12 protein-coding genes are annotated in these 19801 nt (G+C 73.8%); 6 read left to right on the forward strand and 6 right to left on the reverse strand.

What is annotated here, in order from left to right:
- Positions 1 to 1088: thiamine pyrophosphate-dependent enzyme (locus IMZ11_RS37540; RefSeq protein WP_308066893.1), on the reverse strand; the 1088-nt coding region annotated here is incomplete at its 3' end.
- A 213-nt stretch (positions 1089 to 1301) separates the two neighbouring features.
- Here IMZ11_RS37540 and IMZ11_RS37545 point away from each other — a divergent pair.
- Positions 1302 to 2630 (forward strand): hypothetical protein, encoded by a 1329-nt coding sequence (locus IMZ11_RS37545; RefSeq protein WP_228647456.1) that lies wholly within the window; start codon positions 1302 to 1304, stop codon positions 2628 to 2630.
- Between the two features lie 117 nt (positions 2631 to 2747).
- Here IMZ11_RS37545 and IMZ11_RS37550 read toward each other — a convergent pair whose 3' ends face one another.
- On the reverse strand, positions 2748 to 3887 hold the full coding sequence (locus IMZ11_RS37550; RefSeq protein ID WP_228647458.1) for a magnesium and cobalt transport protein CorA: 1140 nt from the start codon (positions 3885 to 3887) through the stop codon (positions 2748 to 2750).
- A gap of 160 nt (positions 3888 to 4047) precedes the next feature.
- On the opposite strand from IMZ11_RS37550, the gene IMZ11_RS37555 reads away from it, so the two are divergent.
- The 4 genes from IMZ11_RS37555 (at position 4048) to IMZ11_RS37570 (ending at position 10375) form a co-directional block, all read left to right on the forward strand.
- Complete coding sequence (locus tag IMZ11_RS37555; protein ID WP_228647460.1) at positions 4048 to 4731, forward strand: M50 family metallopeptidase; 684 nt, start codon at positions 4048 to 4050, stop codon at positions 4729 to 4731.
- Between the two features lie 59 nt (positions 4732 to 4790).
- Positions 4791 to 6098 (forward strand): hypothetical protein, encoded by a 1308-nt coding sequence (locus IMZ11_RS37560; protein WP_228647462.1) that lies wholly within the window; start codon positions 4791 to 4793, stop codon positions 6096 to 6098.
- Positions 6091 to 7386, forward strand: coding sequence for a hypothetical protein (locus IMZ11_RS37565; RefSeq protein ID WP_228647465.1), 1296 nt, complete (start codon positions 6091 to 6093; stop codon positions 7384 to 7386). The genes IMZ11_RS37560 and IMZ11_RS37565 overlap by 8 nt, the downstream gene beginning before the upstream one ends.
- Before the next feature lie 64 nt (positions 7387 to 7450).
- Positions 7451 to 10375, forward strand: coding sequence for a chromosome partitioning protein ParA (locus IMZ11_RS37570; protein ID WP_228647466.1), 2925 nt, complete (start codon positions 7451 to 7453; stop codon positions 10373 to 10375).
- A 22-nt stretch (positions 10376 to 10397) separates the two neighbouring features.
- On the opposite strand, the gene IMZ11_RS37575 is transcribed toward IMZ11_RS37570, so the two are convergent.
- Both IMZ11_RS37575 and IMZ11_RS37580 read right to left on the reverse strand, forming a co-directional pair.
- The gene (locus IMZ11_RS37575) at positions 10398 to 11831 is read right to left on the reverse strand and encodes an APC family permease (RefSeq protein ID WP_228647468.1); all 1434 of its coding nucleotides are present in this window, start codon (positions 11829 to 11831) and stop codon (positions 10398 to 10400) included.
- 11 nt (positions 11832 to 11842) lie between these two features.
- Positions 11843 to 12940, reverse strand: coding sequence for an alcohol dehydrogenase catalytic domain-containing protein (locus IMZ11_RS37580; protein WP_228647470.1), 1098 nt, complete (start codon positions 12938 to 12940; stop codon positions 11843 to 11845).
- A gap of 272 nt (positions 12941 to 13212) precedes the next feature.
- On the opposite strand from IMZ11_RS37580, the gene IMZ11_RS37585 reads away from it, so the two are divergent.
- Positions 13213 to 14697: a PucR family transcriptional regulator ligand-binding domain-containing protein gene (locus IMZ11_RS37585; protein ID WP_228647473.1), complete on the forward strand. Its 1485-nt coding sequence runs from the start codon at positions 13213 to 13215 to the stop codon at positions 14695 to 14697.
- A gap of 34 nt (positions 14698 to 14731) precedes the next feature.
- On the opposite strand, the gene IMZ11_RS37590 is transcribed toward IMZ11_RS37585, so the two are convergent.
- Positions 14732 to 18610 carry an AAA family ATPase gene (locus IMZ11_RS37590; RefSeq protein WP_228647475.1) on the reverse strand — a complete coding sequence of 1293 codons (3879 nt, stop codon included), beginning with the start codon at positions 18608 to 18610 and terminating at the stop codon, positions 14732 to 14734.
- Complete coding sequence (locus IMZ11_RS37595; protein WP_228647476.1) at positions 18607 to 19728, reverse strand: exonuclease SbcCD subunit D; 1122 nt, start codon at positions 19726 to 19728, stop codon at positions 18607 to 18609. The genes IMZ11_RS37590 and IMZ11_RS37595 overlap by 4 nt, the downstream gene beginning before the upstream one ends.
- Positions 19729 to 19801: the final 73 nt, after the last annotated feature.

The following is a 19801-nucleotide window of genomic DNA, read 5'->3' on the forward strand; positions in this document are numbered from 1 at the left end:
GCCATCACCTCGTGCGCCGAGGTGAGGCGGGGCCGCCGCGTGCACTCCATCGCCAGCTTGAGCACGTGCTCGCGCTCCGCCTCGTAGCGCGCGACCAGTTCGTCCGGCTCGGCGAGGCCGCCCTCCACGAGCAGCCGCGCCGTACCGACGAGGGGGTCGCGCTCCAGGTCGGCGGCGATCTCCTTGCGGGTGCGGTAGGCGATCTCGACGTCGGAGCCGGCGTGCCCCATCAGCCGGACCGTGCTCATGTGCAGGAACGCGGGGGCGCGGGTGGACCGCACGTGTTCGGCGGCGGCGCGGGCGACGTCGTGGATGTCGGCGAGGTCGCATCCGTCGGCCCGGAAGTACGCCAGCAGGGGGTGCCTCGCGGCCTCGACCCAGCCGGGCGGGGTCCGCACGCTGATCCCGAGGCCGTTGTCCTCGCAGACGAACAGCACGGGGAGCTGGAGCCCCCGGAACGCGCCGTAGGCCGCCGTGTTGAGCCCGCTCAACGCCGACGCGTGGTTGACCGTGGCGTCGCCGAAGCTGCAGACGGCGATCGCGTCCTGCGGCCAGGGTGACGGCGCGCCGAGGGCACGCGCGCGGTCGATCGCGAAGCCGACGCCGACGGCCCGGGGCAGGTGGCTCGCGATCGTGGACGTCTGGGGGATCACCGCGAGGTCCGGATGGCCGAAGACCTTGTGCCTGCCTCCGGCGATGGGCTCCTCCGTCGAGGCGCTCAGCCCGAGGAGCACGTCGCGCAGGCCCTCCTCCGCCAGCCGGCCCGCCTGGGCGGAGCGTTCGAGATAGAAGGCGCCCGAGCGGTAGTGCAGCAGCGCCGGGTCGGAGGGGCGCAGCGCCGCGGCGACGGCGGCGTTCCCCTCGTGCCCCGACGAGCCGATCGTGTAGAAGCCCTCGTTCCGCTCCCGCAGCACGCGGGCGGCGACGTCCAGGAGACGGCTGCCGAGCTGGATCTCGAACAGCTCCCTGCAGCGTCTGCCCGTCAACGTCGTGCCGGGCCGTACGGGAAGGGCGGGGTCCTGGGAAGGTCCGGCGCTCAGGGCGCCCACAGCCTCGATGAAATGCGTCTCAACAGTGTCGCGGGCCACAAGGCCGATTATGTCGCCAGGACACCCGCGCCGTCCGCAACAGTGATGACTATGTTGACGTCTTGTTGTCGGGAATCCCCCGAACGACACCAATCCATAACGACTCGCACTGGTTACTCAACCATCCACAGGGTTTGACCGTCTACTGGTAAAGGAAGACGTGGCACCCTCAAAGCCGCGTTCAACCCACCGGGGAAGGATGGATCACCCGAGATGTTGAAACGCATCAGTGCCGTCGCCGTGGCGTTGGCGCTGGGTGGTGTGGCGCTCGTCGCCGCGCCGGCCGGCGCGACCGCGGCTCCGGCGGCACCCACCGCACTCCAGGCGTCCCCCGATCCCGTCGTCGTGAACGACGGCGCGGGGAAGACGGCGACGTTCGGATTCAGCGCCGGGGAGGGCGCGGGCACGGCCAGGCTCGTCGACCCCCTCGGCAAGAGCGTCCCCCTGACCGTGAGCGGCGGACCGAACTACACCGCGAGCTACACGTTCAAGTTCAGCGACGAGCCGGGCGCCTGGAAGCTGGTGGCCACGGCCACCAAGGACGGCGCGTCGTCCGAGTCGAGCAAGGGGTTCTCGGTCCACTGGATCACGGACCTGGACTTCTCCGCCACCCCCGACGTCGTCGACCGCGGCGGCAAGGTCTGGCTGAGCGGCGCCCTGACGTACAAGGAGGGCGGAAGCTGGAAGGCCTACGACAAGCAGGCCGTCCAGATCGCGTTCAAGCCGGTCGGCGGCTCCTACAGCCAGATCAGGACCGTCACGACCGACTCCCGCGGCCGGTTCCGCGTCGACCAGCGGGTGGACAGGTCGGGCTGGTGGCGGGCCGAGTACGCCGGCTCCGCCGAGACCGAGGGATCGGTCAGCGACAGCGACCGGGTCGACGTCCGGGAACGGGCGCGGGCCTCCCGCCTGTCGTTCGACGCCTCCCCCGAGCCGGTGAACGCGGGCGGCACGCTGCGCCTGCGCGGCACGGTCGAGGCGGGCTCCTGGAGCATCTGGGACCCGATCAGGGGCGCCAAGGTGAACCTGCTGTTCAAGGCGGACGGCGCCTACTCGTGGCAGTACGTCACCTCGGCCTGGACCGGCCGTGACGGCCGGTTCGCCGCCGACGTCACCGCGAACGCCTCGGGCTGGTGGCGCGCGGAGTACGCCGGCGGCAAGGGTCTGGGCGGCTCGCACGCGGACGACCACGTGGACGTGGTCCGGCCGCAGCCGGAGCCCCCGGCGTCGCTGGACACCCGCGTGATCTCGTTCAACGCCTATCCCGAGCCGGTGAAGTACGGCAAGTACCTCGCCTTCAAGGGCAAGCTCCAGGCGTGGGACGGCGGCTGGACCGGATACGGCCACCAGAAGGTCACCGTCTGGTTCAAGACGAAGTACGGCTCCTGGAAGTACGTGAAGAGCACCTGGACCAACGGGTCCGGCAAGTTCTGGACCAAGACCAAGGCGTCGAAGTCCGGGTACTGGAAGGTCGTCTTCGCCGGCAACGACGAGGCCGACGGCTCCTCCAGCGCCAGGGACTGGGTCCGGGTCAAGCGCTGACCTCCGGCGCTTGGGATACGGGATGACACGACGGCCCGGGGCGGTGACGCCCCGGGCCGTCCGCCTGTCACCCGTCAGCCGGTCTTCGCGGCGACCATCACGGCCACAAGAACCGGCTCAGAGCCAGTCGCGGCGCTTGAAGACCAGGTAGAGGGTGCCGCAGACCAGCGCCATGAGACTCACCGCGAACGGATAGCCGAACACCCAGTGCAGCTCCGGCATGTGGTCGAAGTTCATGCCGTAGATCGTGCCGACCAGCGTGGGCGCGAACAGGATGGCCGCCCACGCGGAGATCTTCTTCACCTCGTCGCCCTGGGCGATGCTGGCCGCGGTGAGCTTGGTCATCTCCTCGTTCTGGGCCTGGCTGACCAGGGTCGAGTTGACGATGAGGATGTCCTGGAGCATCTGCCGGAACCCGGCGACGCGCTCGGTGACCGTGATGACGTGGTCGGCGACGTCGCGCAGGTAACGCTGGAGCTCCTCGTCCACGCCGTACTTGGGGGCGCCGGCGATGAAGCCGTCGAGCATGGCGACCAGCGGCGTGGTCGCCCGCTGGAACTCGATCACCTCGCGGGACAGCGCGTAGATGCGCCGGGGCGCCGCCGGGTCGCCACCGAAGACCTGCACCTCGATCTCGTCGATGTCGTTCTGCAGCCCCGCGACGACGGGCGCGTAGCCGTCCACCACCGCGTCGAGGATCGCGTACAGCACGGCCTGCGGCCCCTGCCTGAGCAGGTCGGGGTCGGACTCCATCCGGGCGCGCACCCTCGACAGGTCGGGCGCCTCGCTGTGCCGTACGGTGAGGACGAATCCGGGGCCGACGAAGACGTGCAGCTCGCCGAAGGCGACCTTCTCCGCCTTGTCGAGGTACTGCGCGGCGCGGAGCACGACGAAGAGCGTGTCGTCGTAGCGGTCCGCCTTCGGCCGCTGGTGGGCGACGATGGCGTCCTCGACCGCGAGGGTGTGCAGCCCGAACTCCTCCGCGGCGGCGGTCAGCTCCTCCTCGCCCGGACGGTAGAGCCCTATCCAGGCCATCGCTCCGGGCCTGGACCGCAGCGAGGCGATCGCGTCGGCCAGCGACACCGGCGAGTCGACCCGCTTGCCGTCGACGTAGACGGCGTTGTCGACGACGCTGCCCCGCGCCGGCCACTCCGCGGTGGCGATCTCTCCCGACCGCGGATCCATGGAGTGCTCGGGGGCGGGCTCCCGCTTCGCCCGGACCAGTCCCCGCAAACCACGCATTCGACGCTCAGCCACACATAGACCGTAGAACCTTTTCACAGCGCCCCGCCCCGGATCGCCCGCGCCCGGATCGCGCTTACGCCGCGTGGATCTCCCTGGCTTTACGCTGTCTCCCGGAGGTGACCCCCTGAAAGCACTCTGGAACCAGCTGATCGCGACGCAGGACGCACCGCCGATGTGGCTGATCGTCCTCGCCGGGTTCGCGGCGCTCGCCGTCGTCTCCTATCCCCCCTCATGGCACGTGTCGCGCGGCCTGATCACCATCGCGCACGAGGGTGGGCACGCGCTCGCGGCCGTGCTGACCAGGCGCAGGCTCCATGGCATCCGGCTGCACTCCGACACCTCGGGAGTGACGCTGACCAGGGGCAACCCGCGCGGCCTCGGCATGATCGTCACAGCGGGCGCCGGTTACGTCGCCCCGTCGCTGCTGGGGTTCGGCGCGGCCTGGCTCACCGCGGCCGGATACATCACGCTCCTGCTCTGGGGCGTGCTCGCGCTGCTCGCCTGCATGCTCCTGATGATCAGGAACGCGTTCGGGGTGATCTCGCTGCTCGCCACGGGCGGGGCCGTCTTCGCGGTCTCGTGGTTCACGAAGCCGGAGGTCCAGGCGGTCGTGGCGTACGCCGCGGTCTGGTTCCTCCTGCTGGGCGGCGTGCGGCCGATCGTCGAGCTGCAGCGCAAGCGGCGGCGCGGGCGGGCGCCCGACTCCGACGCCGACCAGCTGGCCAGGCTGACCCGGATCCCGGGCACGTTCTGGGTCGCGCTCTTCCTGCTGGTGTCGGCCGCCGCGCTGGCCGCAGGAGGCTGGCTGCTCGTCGATCTCCCCGCCGTCCTGCCCGCGGCCTTCGGCTCCGGCTGAACCCCCGACCGGGCGGATCATGGCCGGGATTGTCGCCGCCAAGCCGTACGGTATAGCGCGTGCCTCAGCAGACCTCACGGGAGAGACGATCCGCGTCGCCGCGCGACCAGCAGCGTGATCCCCGGCATGCCTCCCAGCGGGAGCCGCGCCCGGACGCCCGGCCGCAGGCGTTGCCCGAGACGCTGGACGCCGCGCTCACCGACGAGGCCGTGCTCGCGACATACCGGCGGATGTTCGCCGCGCTCGCCCGCGACAGCGGCGCCGTCGTGGACGACCCCGCGCTGGTCGACATCGCCGAGACGCTGTTCGACGCGTTCGCCGAGGCCGGTGAGGAGTGGCTCACGCACGAGCAGATGCGGTACGCCTGCCGTGCCCACCCCACCGACCGGTTCGAGAACCGGCTGCGCGTGCTGAGAGGTCTCGGCGCGATCCGCGAGGTCTTCCCCAAGCCCAATCAGCTCCGATACCGGGCGTCGTTCACCAGCGTCGTGGGGCTGATGTTCATCCGGCGGATGATGGACGACGGCGGCCAGTCCGAGATGCACCGGCTGCTCGCCCTCGAGGATCTCAACGTCGCCGACCCGCGCACCACCATGGAGGAGGCCCGCCAGTCGGCGGGGAACCTGGCCCGCGCCTTCCGGCTGTGGGCCCTCGAACTGATCACCCTGACCAACGGCACGATCGAGGAGCTGCGCGAGCAGGCGCCCAAGCTCTGGGGCACCGAGGAGATCGCGCGGCGCGCGCAGAGCCTGCACGGCACGATCCTGCGCAGGTGGCCCGCCCTCGACCGCACCTGCACCGAGCTGCGTGCCGCGATCTACGCCTACAGCGACGCCTCGCGCCGCGCCGCCGGGCGGCTCGCCGACTCCGCGGGGACGACCCGCAACCTGACGCTGCTGCCCGCCGAGACGTGGCGCACCTTCGCCCAGACCGCGCCGAAGGAGCGGCTGGCGGCCGTGCTCGACGGCTTCGTGTTCGACGCGCCCGCGCCGTGGCACGACCCCGCCGCCATCGCCACGGCGGTGGACGAGGCCCCGCGCCCGGCTCCGGTCAGGCCCGCTCCCCCGCGCTCGCCGCTTCCGGACTCCGGCCCGGTGGAGTCGGCGGGCGACGGCGTGGCCGGCCTCGACCGGCTCGCCGCGGTGGCGGAGTCCGCGCTCGCCGGCCGTACCGCGGTGCCGCTGGAGGAGGTGCTGACCGGCGACTGGGCGTCCATGCGCCGCGTGCTCGCCGACCTGGCGTCCGCGGACCTGCGCCCGGAGCTGCCCTACCGGCTGCGCTGGTCCGACGGCCTACGCGCCGATCCCGCCGGCCATCCGAGCTGGTCGTCCGACGGCACGCTCGAAAGGGTGACGACCGATGGCTGAGCCCGAGCCCACCGCCGCGCCGGAGCACGCGCGGGCCCGCGCGCACGGGCCGCTCGCGCTGCGGCTCGCCGAGCCCGCGCCTCCCGGCTTCGTACGGCTCTCCCACGGCGACGAGACCGTGGTCGCGCTGCCCGCCTGGCCGGACGGCGCGACCCCGTCGGTCCTCGACGAGTACGGCGTGGCCCCCGTCCCGGTGGAACGCTCCGGAGAGACGCGGCGCGTGCTCGCGGCGTGCCTGCGGGTGTGCTGGACGGACCTGTCCGCCGAGCCGTGGCCCGGCGTGCCCGCCGAGATCTCCGACGTGCTGGCCTGCTACCGCGCGCTGACCGGGCGGGGCGACGACATGACGCGCAGCTGGGCGCTGGGCGCGCTGCGCCGCCTGGCCGACACCGGCTGGATCCTCAGGTCCGGCGACGTCGTACGGCTCGGTCCGCGGTGCGCGACCTGGCCGCAGGAGTCGCACGCCGTCCTGCGCGAGCTGGTGCGCCGCCTGCCCGGCCCGCACCCTGCGGACGGCCATCCGGACGGCCTTCCGGACGGCCTTCCGGACGGCCTTCCGGACGGCCCGGCGGGCGCCCCGGCGACGCTTCCCCTGGAGGAATCCGGGCCGGGCGAGCCGGCGGGCGAGCGGCCACCCGGCGCCGCGCGCGACGAGACGAGCCCGGATCTCGACGGGCTGCTCTCCGCCTACGACGAGCGCCGCCGCGCCGAGCTGGTGGCGGCCTTCATGGCGGTCGAGCACGCGGCCGAGCCGGTCCACGAGGCGAGGTTCGCCGCCCTGCGCGATCCGGCGCTGCGCCGTACGCTCGCGGAGATGCTGGCGCGGCGCGGCCGGACCCTGATCCAGCGCCGCGACACGTGGACCTCCGGTTACGACGACGCCGTGGCCGCCCGGCTCACGGGCGGGCCCGGCGGGAAGGCCGGGCTGGCGGAGAGCGAGCGTGCGGTCCTCACGCTGGTGCTGGTCCACTCGGTCGCCATTCCCCGGGCCGACGGGCTGCTGCCGGAGGACACCTGGCTCTCGTCGTACCCCGTGGCGGTGGAGGAGCTGCGCCGCCGCACCCTGCTCCCGATCGGCGAGCTGGAGTCGGCGCTGCGGACGCTGCGCCAGGCGGGCCTGCTGAGCCAGGTCAAGGCCGTCTCGGAGGAGGCGCCCGGCGGGTACGTGCCCGGCCCGCAGTTCCACCGGCTCACGGCGGCGGCCCGCCGCCGGCTCCAGGAGGAGCTGATCCTGGCGGCCGGACCGCAGACGCCGCTCGCCGCCGCGATCAGGTCGCGGCGAGCGTGACCGGTAAAGACGAGCCCGGTAAAGACGAGCCCGGGAAAGACGAGCGAGGAAAGGAAGCAGCGGCTTGACGCAGACCGAGAACGTCGTCGGAGACCGGGTACTGGTCGCCGTACAGGCGATCAACATCTCCCGGCTGTCGACGCATCCGGTGCCGACCGTGCCGGGGACGCTGATCGTGGTCGCCGGCGCGGGTCCGAAGGACTCCAACGGCGCGGGCAAGTCGTCGTTCATCGCGGCGATCACCGCGCTGCTCGGCGACGAGCAGTGGCGGTTCGCGTCCGGGGCGAAGGCCGTCTCCGAGCTGCTGTTCAACGCCGAGCTGGCCGCGCACGGCGACCAGCAGTGGGCCAGCGCCGACCACGGCTACATCATCGGCGTGTTCGACGTGCCGTCGGCCGGCCTGCCGATGACGGTGTGGCTGCGGGTCAACCGCGAGGCGCCCTACCTGGAGATCAGGTGGACCGAGAGCGTGCGCCTGGCCGCGGGCGCGTCGGAGGCCGACCGGGTCACCCGGTCCGACGAGGTGTGGACCCAGCTCCCGCGCAGCGCCGGCCGCCGTGACGTCGTGGCCCGCGACCTCACCCGGGTCCTGTACGGCGATCGCGTCCGGTGCGTCTCGTTCCTGTCCACGTCGGTCCGGAGCAAGGTCGCCACGAACCTGCTCTCCCAGCCGCTCAACGAGATCTCCCCCGAGCGGATCTTCGAGGCGATCGCGGCGCTCACCGGCCTCGACGCCGAGCTCGACCAGGAACGGGAGGCCAGGCGCGACGAGCACGCCAAGCGGGTCAGGGCGGCGGAGGCGTCCGACCGGCTGCGCGAGTTCGAGTCCGAGTCCGAGTCGCTGCTCGCCGCCTTCGACCGGCGCGACCAGGCGCGCGTCCAACTCGCGAGCGCGCTGCGCTGCTGGCGCGGCCGGTTGGCCCGGCGGTTCGCGGACGCCGCGGATCGGGACGAGCGGCTCGACGCCGAGCTCGCCGTCAGCCGGGACGCCGCCGAGGCGGCGTCGGACGCCATCGCCGCGCTGCGCGAGGAGATCGCCACGCTGAAGGACGACTCGCTCGACCGGGCTCTGGCCTCGGCGCGGCGCGAGCTGGCCCAGATCCAGGCACGGGCGGCCAAGCTGGAGGCCGACCGGGCGGTGGCCCAGAGCACGGCCGACGGGCTCAGATCCCAGATGCCCGCGCTGGAGGAGTTGCGGCGGCAGGCCGACGGGCGCGACGTCGCCGCCGCCGAGCGGGAGACGGCCGCGGCGCGGCGCCGGGTCGACGAGGCGCTCAAGTCGCTGGGCGTCGCCGACCGCGAGGCCGAGACGGCGCGGGCGGCTCTCGACGACGCGGAGAACGGACCCGCGGCCGCGCAGCTCGCCGCCCTGGCCGGGCGCGGCGTCGCCGCCGCCAGCCTGCTCGACGCGATCGACGCCGCCGAGCAGGCGCGGGACGCGTCCACCGGCGGCCCCGCGGCCGGGCTTCTCGCGAGCAGGACGTGGCCGCACGAGCACGCCGTGATCGTGGACGGCGCCGACCTGGCCGCCGCGGCCCACGCTCTGGCCGAGCTGCCCGGTTCCGTGCTGGTCAGCTCCACGGGCGTCACGGTCGTCGGCGCCTTCGAGAGCGCGGTGACCGGGCGTGAGGCCCGCGTCAAGGCCGCCGAGCAGCGGCTGCATCGGGCCCGTGACGCCCAGGACCGGGCCTCCGCCGCGGTACGGCAGGCGGAGGCCGAGATGGACGAGTCCGCCCGGCGGGCCGAGGGCGCCCGGGCGGCGGTGCGCCTGGACGACGTCCGCGACCGCCTTTCGACGCAGCGGGAGTTGCTGGCCGGGCTGCACGCCGCGGCAGGCGAGCTCGCCCCCACGCTCGACGCCGCCGAGGAGAGCGTGAGCGCCCTCGACTTCAGGGCGCGCACCCGCGACATGGAGATCGAGCGGTTGGAGGGCCGCCGGGCGCGGTTCGAGGCGGATCGCGCCCGGGCCCGGGAGCAGGCCGACCGGACGGCCGCCGAACGGCAGGCGCTCGACATCGAAGGGCTGACCGCGGAGTGGGGCAGCCCGGTCGAGGAGGCGCGCGACTGGCTCGCGGCGGAGGAGTCGCTGACCGCCGACGAGTGGTGGCGCGGCGCCGAGCGGCATCTCGACGCGGCCCTGCGCGGCGGCTTCGGCGACTCCGCGGAGACGGGCGACGAGATGCCCGAGGAGCTGGCCTTCCTGGTCAAGGAGCGGCGCGGCGGCCGGACCGCCGAGGAGCTGGCCACGTTCCCGGCGGTGTGCGCCGCGCTCGGTTCGTACCTCCGGGGCCAGGAGGAGTACGAACGGCACCGTCGCCGGCAGATCGAGACCCAGCTCTCCTCGCGCAGGCGTGACCTGGAGACGGCGACCCGCGGAGCGGAGGACGCGGCCCAGTCCACCGCCGTGCACCGCGCGGCGCTCACCGAGGCGATCAGGGCCCGCCTGGCCCGGGTCGCCGAGGAGTTCGAGAAGCTCGACGTGGGTTACGGCGGCTACGGCGCGACGTTGGACTTCCCCGTGCCCGCCGCCCCCGCCGATCCCGAGCAGCGCTGGTCGTGGCGGGTGGTGCCCAAGTGGCGGCGGGGCGACGGTCAGGGGTTCGTGCCCTACAACCGGCGGGCCAACACGGCGCTCATGGACGAGAAGGCGGTCAAGCTCGTCTGCGCCGCCGCGATCGCCTCCTCCGGCGGGGGCCACCTGACGCTGGTCCTCGACGAGCTCGGCCGCAACCTCGGCAAGGAGCACCGCAGGGAGGCCGTCGCGCTGTTCCGCAGGATCGGCGAGATGCACGGCATCACGGTCATCGGCGCCCTGCAGGACGACATGGAGCCCTACGCCATCGACGCCTGCGGCCAGTACGTGAAGCTGCGCCGCTCGTCGGACGCCATGCCGTACAACGAGCCGCCGATCATCGTGGGGCACGACCGGCACGCCGAGCGGGTGCGCATGCTCGCGGACTGGGTCACCCGCCCGCGAGCCGCGTCGTAGCCACGTCGCGAGAACGAGGCCGTCAGGCCATTTCCGCGAAGTCGGTCTCGGTGGTGCCGATCGTCTGCGCCACCGAGGGCCTGACCCTCTTGAGATAGCCGTACCACCCGAGCGCCACGGCGAACGTGACCAGGAACGCGCAGATCACGAAGTTCAGCGGCCAGGCGGGCCACGGCACGACGTTGACATAGAAGACGTAGGCCATGCCGACCACCGAGACCACCACGCACGGCCAGATGAACGGGACCTTCACGCCCTCGCGGCGCAGGAAGATCGGCGCGGCGAGCGCCACGACGGCGTAGGCCACCATGTAGCCGAACGTGCCGTACGTGTCGACGAACACGACGATGTCCATGCCGTCCACGTCCAGGACGTAGAGGAACGCGGTCAGCAGCACCGCGAGCGGCGCGATCGCCAGGATCGCCCGGTGCGGGGTCTGCTGGGTCCGGTGCGTACGGCCGAGCGAGGCGGGCAGCACGCCCTCCTTGCCCATCACGAAGACGATGCGGCCGATCACGTTGATGGGCGCGACCACGACGGCGAAGAACGACGCGGTGATGCCGAGGCTGAGCACCGGGCGGAACCAGCCGGGCATGCCGACGGCCACCGCCAGCTCGTCCAGCGGGTTGCCGCTCGCGCCGAGGTCGCCCAGCGCGCGGTATCCCGTGACCTGGGTGTACGCGGCGAAGATGTAGAGGAGGCCGACGCCGGCCGCGCTCCACATGATGGCCCTGGGGATCGCCTTGAACGGGTTGCGCGCCTCACGGCCGAGCGCGTCGGAGCTGGAGAAGCCGACGAACCCGAGGATGGCCAGCACCATGCCGACTGCGATGCCGTGCGGCGTCACGCCGCTGAGCGAGAACTGGTCGGCGTCGAACACGGGGCCGCCACCGGCGACCAGCACGATCACCAGCATGATCGTGATGATCGCGATCGAGATGACCTCGAGGATCAGCGAGATCCGCGCGGACATCCGGATGCCCCACACGGTGAACAGCGTGGCGAGCCCGCCGATCACCACCGCGAGGAGGACGTTCCACGCGGTGTTCTCGATCGTCAGCCCGATGGAGGACAGGAAGGCGTTGAAGTGGTAGACGGCTCCGCCCAGGGAACCGGAGGCGATGCCGAAACAGCCGATGACCAGCGTGATGCCGGTGACGTACGCGCCGAGCGGGCCGAGACCCTGGGCGGCGTAGTTGTAGAGGGAGCCGGCCGAGGCGCGGCGCTTGGCGAACTGGGAGATGCAGTAGCCCACCGCGAGGATCACGATCGTGGCGAGCGCGAACGACAACCATGTGGCGTTCCCCGCGCTGGCGAAGATGCCGGCCACTGAGAAGGCGATGACGGCGCTGGGGGCGATGTTGGCGATGGCCTGGGCGACGACCTCGCCACCCGACATCGCCCCTCTGCGGAGTCCCTGGTCGGATGTCGAGGTGGGGACGCTGGTCTGGGTCATGGGGGATTTCCTTAGGGGATCAGGAGGGTGCGCAACGCCTCGCCGCTGGCCAGGGCGTCCAGTGCGGGACCGGCCTCGTCGAGCGAGGTACGGCGGCTGACGAGCTGGTCGAGCTGGAGGTGACCGTCCATGTAGCGGTCGACCAGCGCGGGGATGTCGATCGCCGGGCGCACGCTGCCGTAGTTCGAGCCGAGGATCCGCTGGTCGGCCTCGGCGAGTACGAGCGGGTCGAACCGGGCGAGGGTCCCCTTGGGCGGGAGCCCGACCGCGACAGCCGCGCCGCCGAGACCGAGGATCTGGATGGCCGACTCCAGCGTGGCCTGGTGGCCCACCGCGTCGAAGGCGTAGTCGACGCCGTCGGGCAGGAGGTCGCGGAGCGCCTCGGGCACGTCCACCCCGGCACCGGAGATCTGGTCGGTGGCGCCGAGCGTCACCGCGAGGGCGGTCTTCTCCACGCGGGTGTCGATCGCGATGATCCGCTCGGCGCCGGCGAGCTTGGCGCCCTGGACGACGGACAGCCCCACGCCACCGCAGCCGATGACCGCGACCGTGCTGCCGGGCAGGACGGCGGCCGTGTTCGTCACCGCGCCGACGCCGGTGGCCACGGCGCAGCCGACCAGCGCCACGGTGTCGAGGGGCGCGTCCTCGCGGATCTTGATCGCTCCCGACGCGGGGACCACGGCCTCCTCCGCGAACGACGAGACGCCGAGGTAGTGGTAGAGGGACTCGCCGCCCCGGCTGAGCCGGCTGGTGCCGTCCTGGAGCACGCCGCCGGGGGCGACGACGGTCGCGGCGACCTGGCAGCGGGCCTCGTGCCCGGCGCGGCAGTAGCGGCACTGGCCGCAGGGCGCGACCCAGGAGAGGACGACGTGGTCGCCTTCGGCGAGGCTGGTCACGCCCGGCCCGAGCGCGGTCACGACACCCGATCCCTCGTGGCCCATGACGAGCGGCAGCGGCACGTCCCACTCTCCGCGGCGTACGTGCAGGTCGGATCCGCAGACACCGGCCGCGGCGATCTTGACCCGTACCTCACCGGGCCCGGGAGGAGCCAGCTCGACCTGCTCGACCCTGACGGGCTTGTCGGGTGATTCGAAAACCGCGGCGCGCATACCGCCCCTTCCCTCGGGCCGGGAACAGCACAGCCGTCACCCGGTGTTACTGGAACGGGGTTAAGGGTAAGTTTGCGTGCTTTCTCTCCGCACGTAGCCAAATGTCCATTGACCTGCGGCGAGGACGCCGATCCGATATTTCCCCCCGCGTCCGCTCCCGTGTCACGGTGACCCAGCGTTGATCCGCGTACGGCCCGGCCGCCGTTTCCGCCGGTGACTCCTGGCGTACGCGGAGACCGAGCAGCGGAAGACGAGCAGAGGAGGAGTGCGCCGTGCTGGAGACAGTGGGCGACGTCGCGCAACGGTTCCGGTTGCGCGTCCCGACCGGGAGCACCGGCCTGGACCGCCCCATCCGGTGGACGCATATCTCGGAGCTGGCCGACCCGACTCCGTGGCTGCGGGGCGGTGAGATGCTGCTCACCCTGGGCCTGCAGCTCGACCAGTCCGACACGTCTGAGCGGCTCACCGCCTACGCCGGGAGACTGGCCGAGGCCGGAGTGGCCGCCCTCGGGTTCGGCGTCGGCGTCCGGCACCCGTCCGTACCCGAGGCGCTGGTGGCCGGTGCCGAGGCGCACGGCATGGCGGTACTGGAGATCCCCGGCGGCGTGGCCTTCCAGGACATCACGTACCAGCTCAACGGCGACCTGTTGCGCACCGGCGCCGCGGAGTCGCGGTTGATCGCGGAGGGCGTCTCCAGCATGACCAGGGTGGCGCGCAGCGCCGGGCCGGAGGGGATCGTCGCCACCCTCGCCGCCCGGATCGACAGCTGGGCGGTGCTGATGGACCGGCACGGCAAGACGCACGCCGCGGTGGGAGCCGCGCGGGTCCACCTCGACGACGCACGGGCCGCCGCGCTCGGCCAGCGTTCGCGCATCCGGCATCCCGGCCTGACCGTGTACGGCGTCGGCGATCCGGTGCGTCCCCGCGCCCACCTGGTCGTGGCCCCCCGCCCGGACCGGATCAGCCTGACCAGGGAGCTGGCCCAGCACGCGGCCCTCCTGCTCGACCTGGCGCTCAACCCGCTGAGCGGCGGCGACACCTGGGGACTGGCCCGCGCCGACGCCGTGGACGCGCTCATGTCCGGCGATCCGGCGCTCATCCAGCGGGTCTCGGCCCGGTGGAACCTCCTCGCCGGGAACATCGCCGTCGCGCTGCTGCGGTCCCGCTCGCGTGCCGTGCCGCTGGAGGAGAACGTCCTGGAGTGGTGTGCGGAGCTGGACGTCCCGCCGCTCGTCAGCTCCGAGTCGTCGCTGGTCACGGTCCTGCTGCCCGAGGACGAACTGGGCCGGTGGACCGCGCGGGTGTGCGACGCGGTCGAGCGTGAGGGCGTTCCGGCCCGATGCGGCGTCGGCACGGCCCAGCCGCCGTCGGGGTCCCTCCTCAGCCGCCGTCAGGCGGAGCAGGCGCTGGAGGTCGCGGTCGCGGACGCCCGGCCGGTCGTCGAGTTCGCCAGCCTGCCGACCCAGCGGCTGATCCTCCAGCATCTCGACCCGGCCGCGCGCACCGCGCTCACCTCGCCGCTGCTGCCGCTGCTGGAGAGCGACTCCACCCGGATCCTGCTCCGGTCGCTGCGGGTCTTCCTCAGCGAGAACAACAACTGGGAGGCGGCGTCCTCCCAGCTCGGCATCCACCGGCACACCCTCCGCCAGCGGATGGGACGCGTCGAGGAGCTGACCGGCCTGTCGGTCACCGTCACCGAGGACCGGGTGATCGCCTGGCTGGCCCTCCAGGCGCTCCACGTCGACGACACGAACTGATCGGCCAGGGGGCCGGCACACCATGGGGCCGGGGTCACACCATGGAGAGCGTCGAGCCGCCCCGCCCCTTGCGCACCCTGATCTGGGCGGGGATGCGGGTCCGCAGTTCGGCCACGTGGCTGACGATGCCGACGGCCCTGCCGCCCTCGCGCAGGCCGTCCAGGATGTCCAGGACGTCGTCGAGCGTGTCCTCGTCGAGCGTGCCGAATCCCTCGTCCACGAAGAGACTGCCGATCTCGGCGCCACCGGCCTCGGCCGTGACCACGTCCGCCAGGCCGAGGGCCAGGGCCAGCGAGGTGATGAAGCTCTCGCCGCCGGAGAGGGTCGCCGGGTCGCGGTCCACGCCGGTCCAGCCGTCGAGCACCCGCAGTCCCAGCCCGCCGCCGGATCTTCCCCGATCGCCCGCCGCCTGCCTCAGGTCGTGCTGGAGCAGGTAGCGCCCGCCGGACATCCGGTCGAGCCGCTCGTTCGCGGCGTCGACCACCTGGCGGAGCCGCTCCCCCAGCACGTACGCCGAGAGCCGCATGTTCAGCGGGTTGTCCGTCGAGGTCCCGCCCGCGAGCTCGGCCAGCCTGCGGGCGAGGCGGTGCCGCTCGGCCGCAGGGCCGTAGCGCCCGTGCGCGTCCTCCAGCTCGGCGGCGAGCCCGGTGAGCTGCTCCAACCGGCTCATGGCGTGGTCGCGGGCCGACGTCCGCTCCGCGGTCTCCCTTTCGGCCCGCTCGTGCTCGGCCGCGAGGACCGCCAGATCCGGATCGGGGGCCGCCGCCGCCGCGACCAGCTCGGGATCGGCGAGCAGCGCGTCGACGGCGGCCTGCTCGTCGGCGAAGCGCCGGAGCCGCTCGGCCATCTCCTCACGCTCGGCCTCGGCGCGTACCGCCGCGCGAGCGTCGTCCAGGGTCGCGAACCCGGCCTCCGCGGCGGCGCCCGCCGCCGCGGCGCGGGCCGCCTCCCACTCCCGATCGGCCGTCGTGGAGGCCTGGACCCCCTCGGCGGCGTCGTGCAGCAGCGCGGCCTCCGCCGCGAGCCGCTCCAGCCGCGCCTCCAGGGAGGCGTCGCCGCCGCGCGCCCCGTCGAGCAACGTGGCCAGCCTGCCCTCCGCCTCGGCGAGCTGGGCGCGGCGGGTCCGGGTCTCGGCGGCGTCCAGCTCAAGGGACCGCGAACGCTCCTCGGCTTCGGCGAGCTCGGCGGCCAGCCCGCGCGTCTCCTCCATCAGGCCGGGCTCCCCCGCCGCCGCCGCGCTCGCGTCCCGCAGGGCCCGCTCCGCCTCCGCGAGGACCGCCGCCACCGCGTCCTCGGTCGGCCCGACGCCCTCGCGGGACCCGACGCCTTCGCGGGACCCGACGCCTTCGCGGGACCCGACGCCTTCGCACGGCCCGGCTTCCGCGGCGATTTCCGCGACGTCGTCACGGGCCGTGGCGTACGCGGCGCGCGTCTCGGCGGCCCGGGCGACGGCCTCGGCGGCGGTGGCGAGCAGCCGCGCCTCCGCCGCGACCCTGGCCTGCCTGGACCGGACGCTGTCATCCTCTCCCCGCGCGGCGGTGAGGCGCGTGACGAGGCGGTCGCGCTCGGCCAGGAGCTCGGCCTCGCCGGTCCGGTGCCCGGCCAGCGCCCGGCCGGCCTCGTCGGCGCGGTCGCGCAGCGCCTCCGACTCCGCGGCGAGCCGCTCGCTCTCGGCGGCGGCCTCCGGCTCCCCGTCGGCGGCGTCCCGCGCCCCGGCGAGGTCCGACTCGGCGGCGGCGAGCCGGGACTCCGCGTCGTCCGCGGACTGGCCCTCCGCCCGCCGGGTGACCTCGTCCAGCCGGGAGGCCAGCCCGGCGACCCGGCTCTCCGCGTCCTCCCGGCCCTGCCTCGCGGTGTCGAACGCGTCCTGCGCCGCCTGCTCGTCGTCGGCGGTCGGCGCCGCCTCCAGGGGGGCGGCGGGAGCCGGGTGATCGGCGGAGCCGCACACCACGCATGGCTCTCCGGGGACGAGTGACCTCGCCAGCTCGGCGGCCATGCCCTCGATCCGGGCGAGCCGAACGCCGTGGAGCCGGTCGCGGGCGTCCTGGGCGCGGTCCACCGCCACCCGCCGCTCCGCGTCGGCCTCCGCCAGCTCGGCGGCCAGCGCGTCACGCTGGGCGGCGGCGTCGCGCCGGTCGCGGGCCGCGCCGACGGCGGCCTCCAGTGCGGGGATCCGCGCGGCGGCGGCGCGGGCCCGCGATAGCCGCTCGTCCGCCTCCGCCAGTGCCGCCGGCAGCGCCGCCAGGTCCGCGAGGGCGGACGCCTCCCGCTCCGCGGCCTCCTCGATGTCCGCGCGCACCACGGCCAGGCGGCCGGTGACCTCGGCCAGCCGCCCCTCCTCGCCCGCCAGCAGCTCCAGCCGGGCCAGCTCGTCCCGCCAGGCGCGCTCCAGCTCGGCGAGGACGCGGCCGACGTCGCCGTCCGGCGGCGTGTGCCGTACCGGCTGGAGCTCGGGGGTCTCGGGCAGCGCCGCGAGCGCGGCGGCCCGCGCCTCCGTGGCGGAGGCCAGCTCGGCGGCGAGGGCGTCGCGGCGGCGCACCGCCGCGAGATCGCGAGCGGCACCGTCACGGGTGGCTCTGAGCCCGGGGACGGCGGCGGCGGCCAGTCGCGCCGCTTCCAGCCGCTCCTCGGCCGCCTCCAGCTCCCCGGGCAGTACGGCGAGGCGGTCGGCGAGATCGGCGCGCAGGGCCGCCAGCTCTGCCAACCGCCCGTCGGCCAGGGCGAGCTCCGCCCTGACCTCCGTCAGCCGAACCTCCTCGGGCAGAAGCTGCTCGAGACGGGCGACCTCGTCGCGCAGCCCCCGCTCCCGCTCGCGCAGCGCCGCCGCGTCCGGCCACGCCCCGTCGGCCGGGGCCCCGGTGAGCGGCAGTGCCCTGGCCACGGCGTCCACGGCCAGCCGCCGCGCCTTGTCGGCCGTCTCGACCCGCTGACCGGCCTGGCGGATCAGCGGCACCACGCGGTCGGCCCTGGCCGCCTCGTCGAGCATGGTCTCCAGGTCGGAACGCTCGTCGGCGGCCAGTGCCAGCTCCTCGCGGCGGGCCAGCGCGGAGGCGTGGCGCCTGCGGCGGTCGGCCAGCGCCCGGCCGTCGTCCAGGCGGCCGCGGGCGGACGCCAGCGCGGCGGCGGCCAGCGCCTGCTCCTCACCGCCTCTCGCGACCACGTCGGCGGCGGCGGCGAGCACCGCGCCGGACCAGCCGAGCGGGTCCTCCCCCGGCTCGGGGGGCGTCTCGGCCAGGCCGGGTCCGGCGGCGCCGCGCATCCGGTTGACGACGGAGTCGACCTCCTGGCGCAGCTCCTGCTGGGCGCGGCCGGTGCGGGTGCGGTGCTCGGCGAGCCACCTCTCGACCTCGGTGTAGACCTTCACCGAGAACAAGCGCTCCAGCAGCTTGCGCCGATCGTCGCCGTCCGCGCGCAGGAAGCGGGCGAAGTCCCCCTGGGGGAGCATCGCGACCTGCCAGAACTGGTCGGCGTTCATCCCGACGAGCTCGCCGATCAGGTGACCGGCCTCGTCACTGCGCGTGCTGCGGGCCGTCCACGCGCCGGTCGGCTCGTCGAATTCCTCGACGAGGACCTTGGCCTTCTCCTCCACCAGGCCGGTGCCCCGCTGCTTTGGCCGCATCCAGGCGGGGGACCTCATGATCCGGAACCGGCGGTTCCTGATCGTGGCCTCCAGCGTCACCGCGGGGCCCCGCCCGGCGGGGGCGTGGTCGCAGCGGAGGCTGCGGGCGCTGTCGCGCTGCCCGGGCACCCGGCCGTACAGCGCGTAGCAGACGGCGTCGAGCACCGTGGTCTTGCCCGCGCCGGTCGGCCCGTGGACGAGGAACAGCCCGGCCTCGCCGAGCGCGTCGAAGTCGACCTCCTCCTCACCGGGGAAGGAGCCGAAGGCGATCAACCTCAGGCGGTGCAGCCTCACGAGACCTCCCTGATGCGGCAGTCCTCCACGGCGCGTTCCAGCAACCGTCTCTCGGCGTCGTCGGCGGGCTCGCCACGGACCTCGCGGACGAAGTCGAGCGCCACCTCGATCTCGGCGCGCCCGGCGATCGGCCGCGGAGCCGCCGGCGCGCCGGCCGCGCCGTCCGGGTCGAAGGCCAGCGCCAGCGCGTGCGGGAAGCGGCCGCGCAGCCGCTCCATCGCCTCCTTGGGACGCACCGGGTCGGTCAGCGTGACGTGCAGCCAGTGGTCCTCGCGGCCGGCGTATCTCTCCGAGGTGAGCAGATCGTCGATGCGGCCGCGCAGCCGGGCGAGCCGGCGGGGCACCGGCGCGGGCACGAACTCGGCGCGTACGCCATGGGCGCCGGGGCCGAGATCGACCAGCCAGCATCCCTTGACGTGATCGGCCTCCGAGAACGAGTAGGCCAGCGGGGACCCGGAGTAGCGGACGGTCTCGCTCATGGTCTGCCGCCCGTGCAGGTGGCCGAGCGCGGTGTAGCCGACGCCGTCGAACGCGCTCAGCGGCACGTGGGCGACGCCGCCCACCGTGATGTCGCGCTCGCTGTCGCTGGCCTCTCCCCCGGTGACGAATGCGTGGGCCAGTACGACCGAACGCCCGCCGCGCGCCGCGGCGTCCGCCCTGATCGCGGTCATGGCGTGGCCGATCGCCGCGCTGTGGCTGCGCTCGGCCAGCTCCCACGGGCCCTTGACCAGCTCCGGCTCGAGGTAGGGGATGCCGTAGAAGGCGGTGTCCTCGATCACCACCGGCTCCCAGGCCCGCGCCGGGTCCGTGCGGAGGTGCACCCGCTCCATCAGGTCGGCGCCGAACCCGAGCCGCACGGCGGAGTCGTGGTTGCCGCTGATCAGCACGGTGTGCGCGCCCAGCGCGGCCAGCCGGCGCAGCGCGTCACCGCAGAGGGCGACCGCGTCGACCGGCGGCAGCGCGCGGTCGTAGACGTCGCCCGAGACAACGACGACGTCCACCCGCTCGGCCCGCACGGTCTCCACGAGATGGTCGACGAACGCCCCCTGGGCGGTCAGAAGGCTTTCCCGATGGAACGAGCGGCCCAGGTGCCAGTCGGAGGTGTGCAAGACCCGCATGTCGCAGGAAGCTAACAGGTCTCTCCGACAAATGCGGCCTCGTGCATACCTCAGGTGTCACGTAATGACTTAA

Source organism: Microtetraspora sp. AC03309 (assembly GCF_020826795.1).
In the GTDB taxonomy this organism is placed as follows: domain Bacteria; phylum Actinomycetota; class Actinomycetes; order Streptosporangiales; family Streptosporangiaceae; genus Microtetraspora; species Microtetraspora glauca.

What these genes read in the sequence shown, in the direction of transcription:
- IMZ11_RS37580 (WP_228647470.1), bottom strand. Translation starts at nt 12,940, where the DNA reads ATGCGCGCCGCGGTTTTCGAATCACCCGACAAGCCCGTCAGGGTCGAG.
- IMZ11_RS37565 (WP_228647465.1), top strand. Translation starts at nt 6,091, where the DNA reads ATGGCTGAGCCCGAGCCCACCGCCGCGCCGGAGCACGCGCGGGCCCGC.
- IMZ11_RS37595 (WP_228647476.1), bottom strand. Translation starts at nt 19,728, where the DNA reads ATGCGGGTCTTGCACACCTCCGACTGGCACCTGGGCCGCTCGTTCCAT.
- IMZ11_RS37555 (WP_228647460.1), top strand. Translation starts at nt 4,048, where the DNA reads ATGTGGCTGATCGTCCTCGCCGGGTTCGCGGCGCTCGCCGTCGTCTCC.
- IMZ11_RS37575 (WP_228647468.1), bottom strand. Translation starts at nt 11,831, where the DNA reads ATGACCCAGACCAGCGTCCCCACCTCGACATCCGACCAGGGACTCCGC.
- IMZ11_RS37545 (WP_228647456.1), top strand. Translation starts at nt 1,302, where the DNA reads ATGTTGAAACGCATCAGTGCCGTCGCCGTGGCGTTGGCGCTGGGTGGT.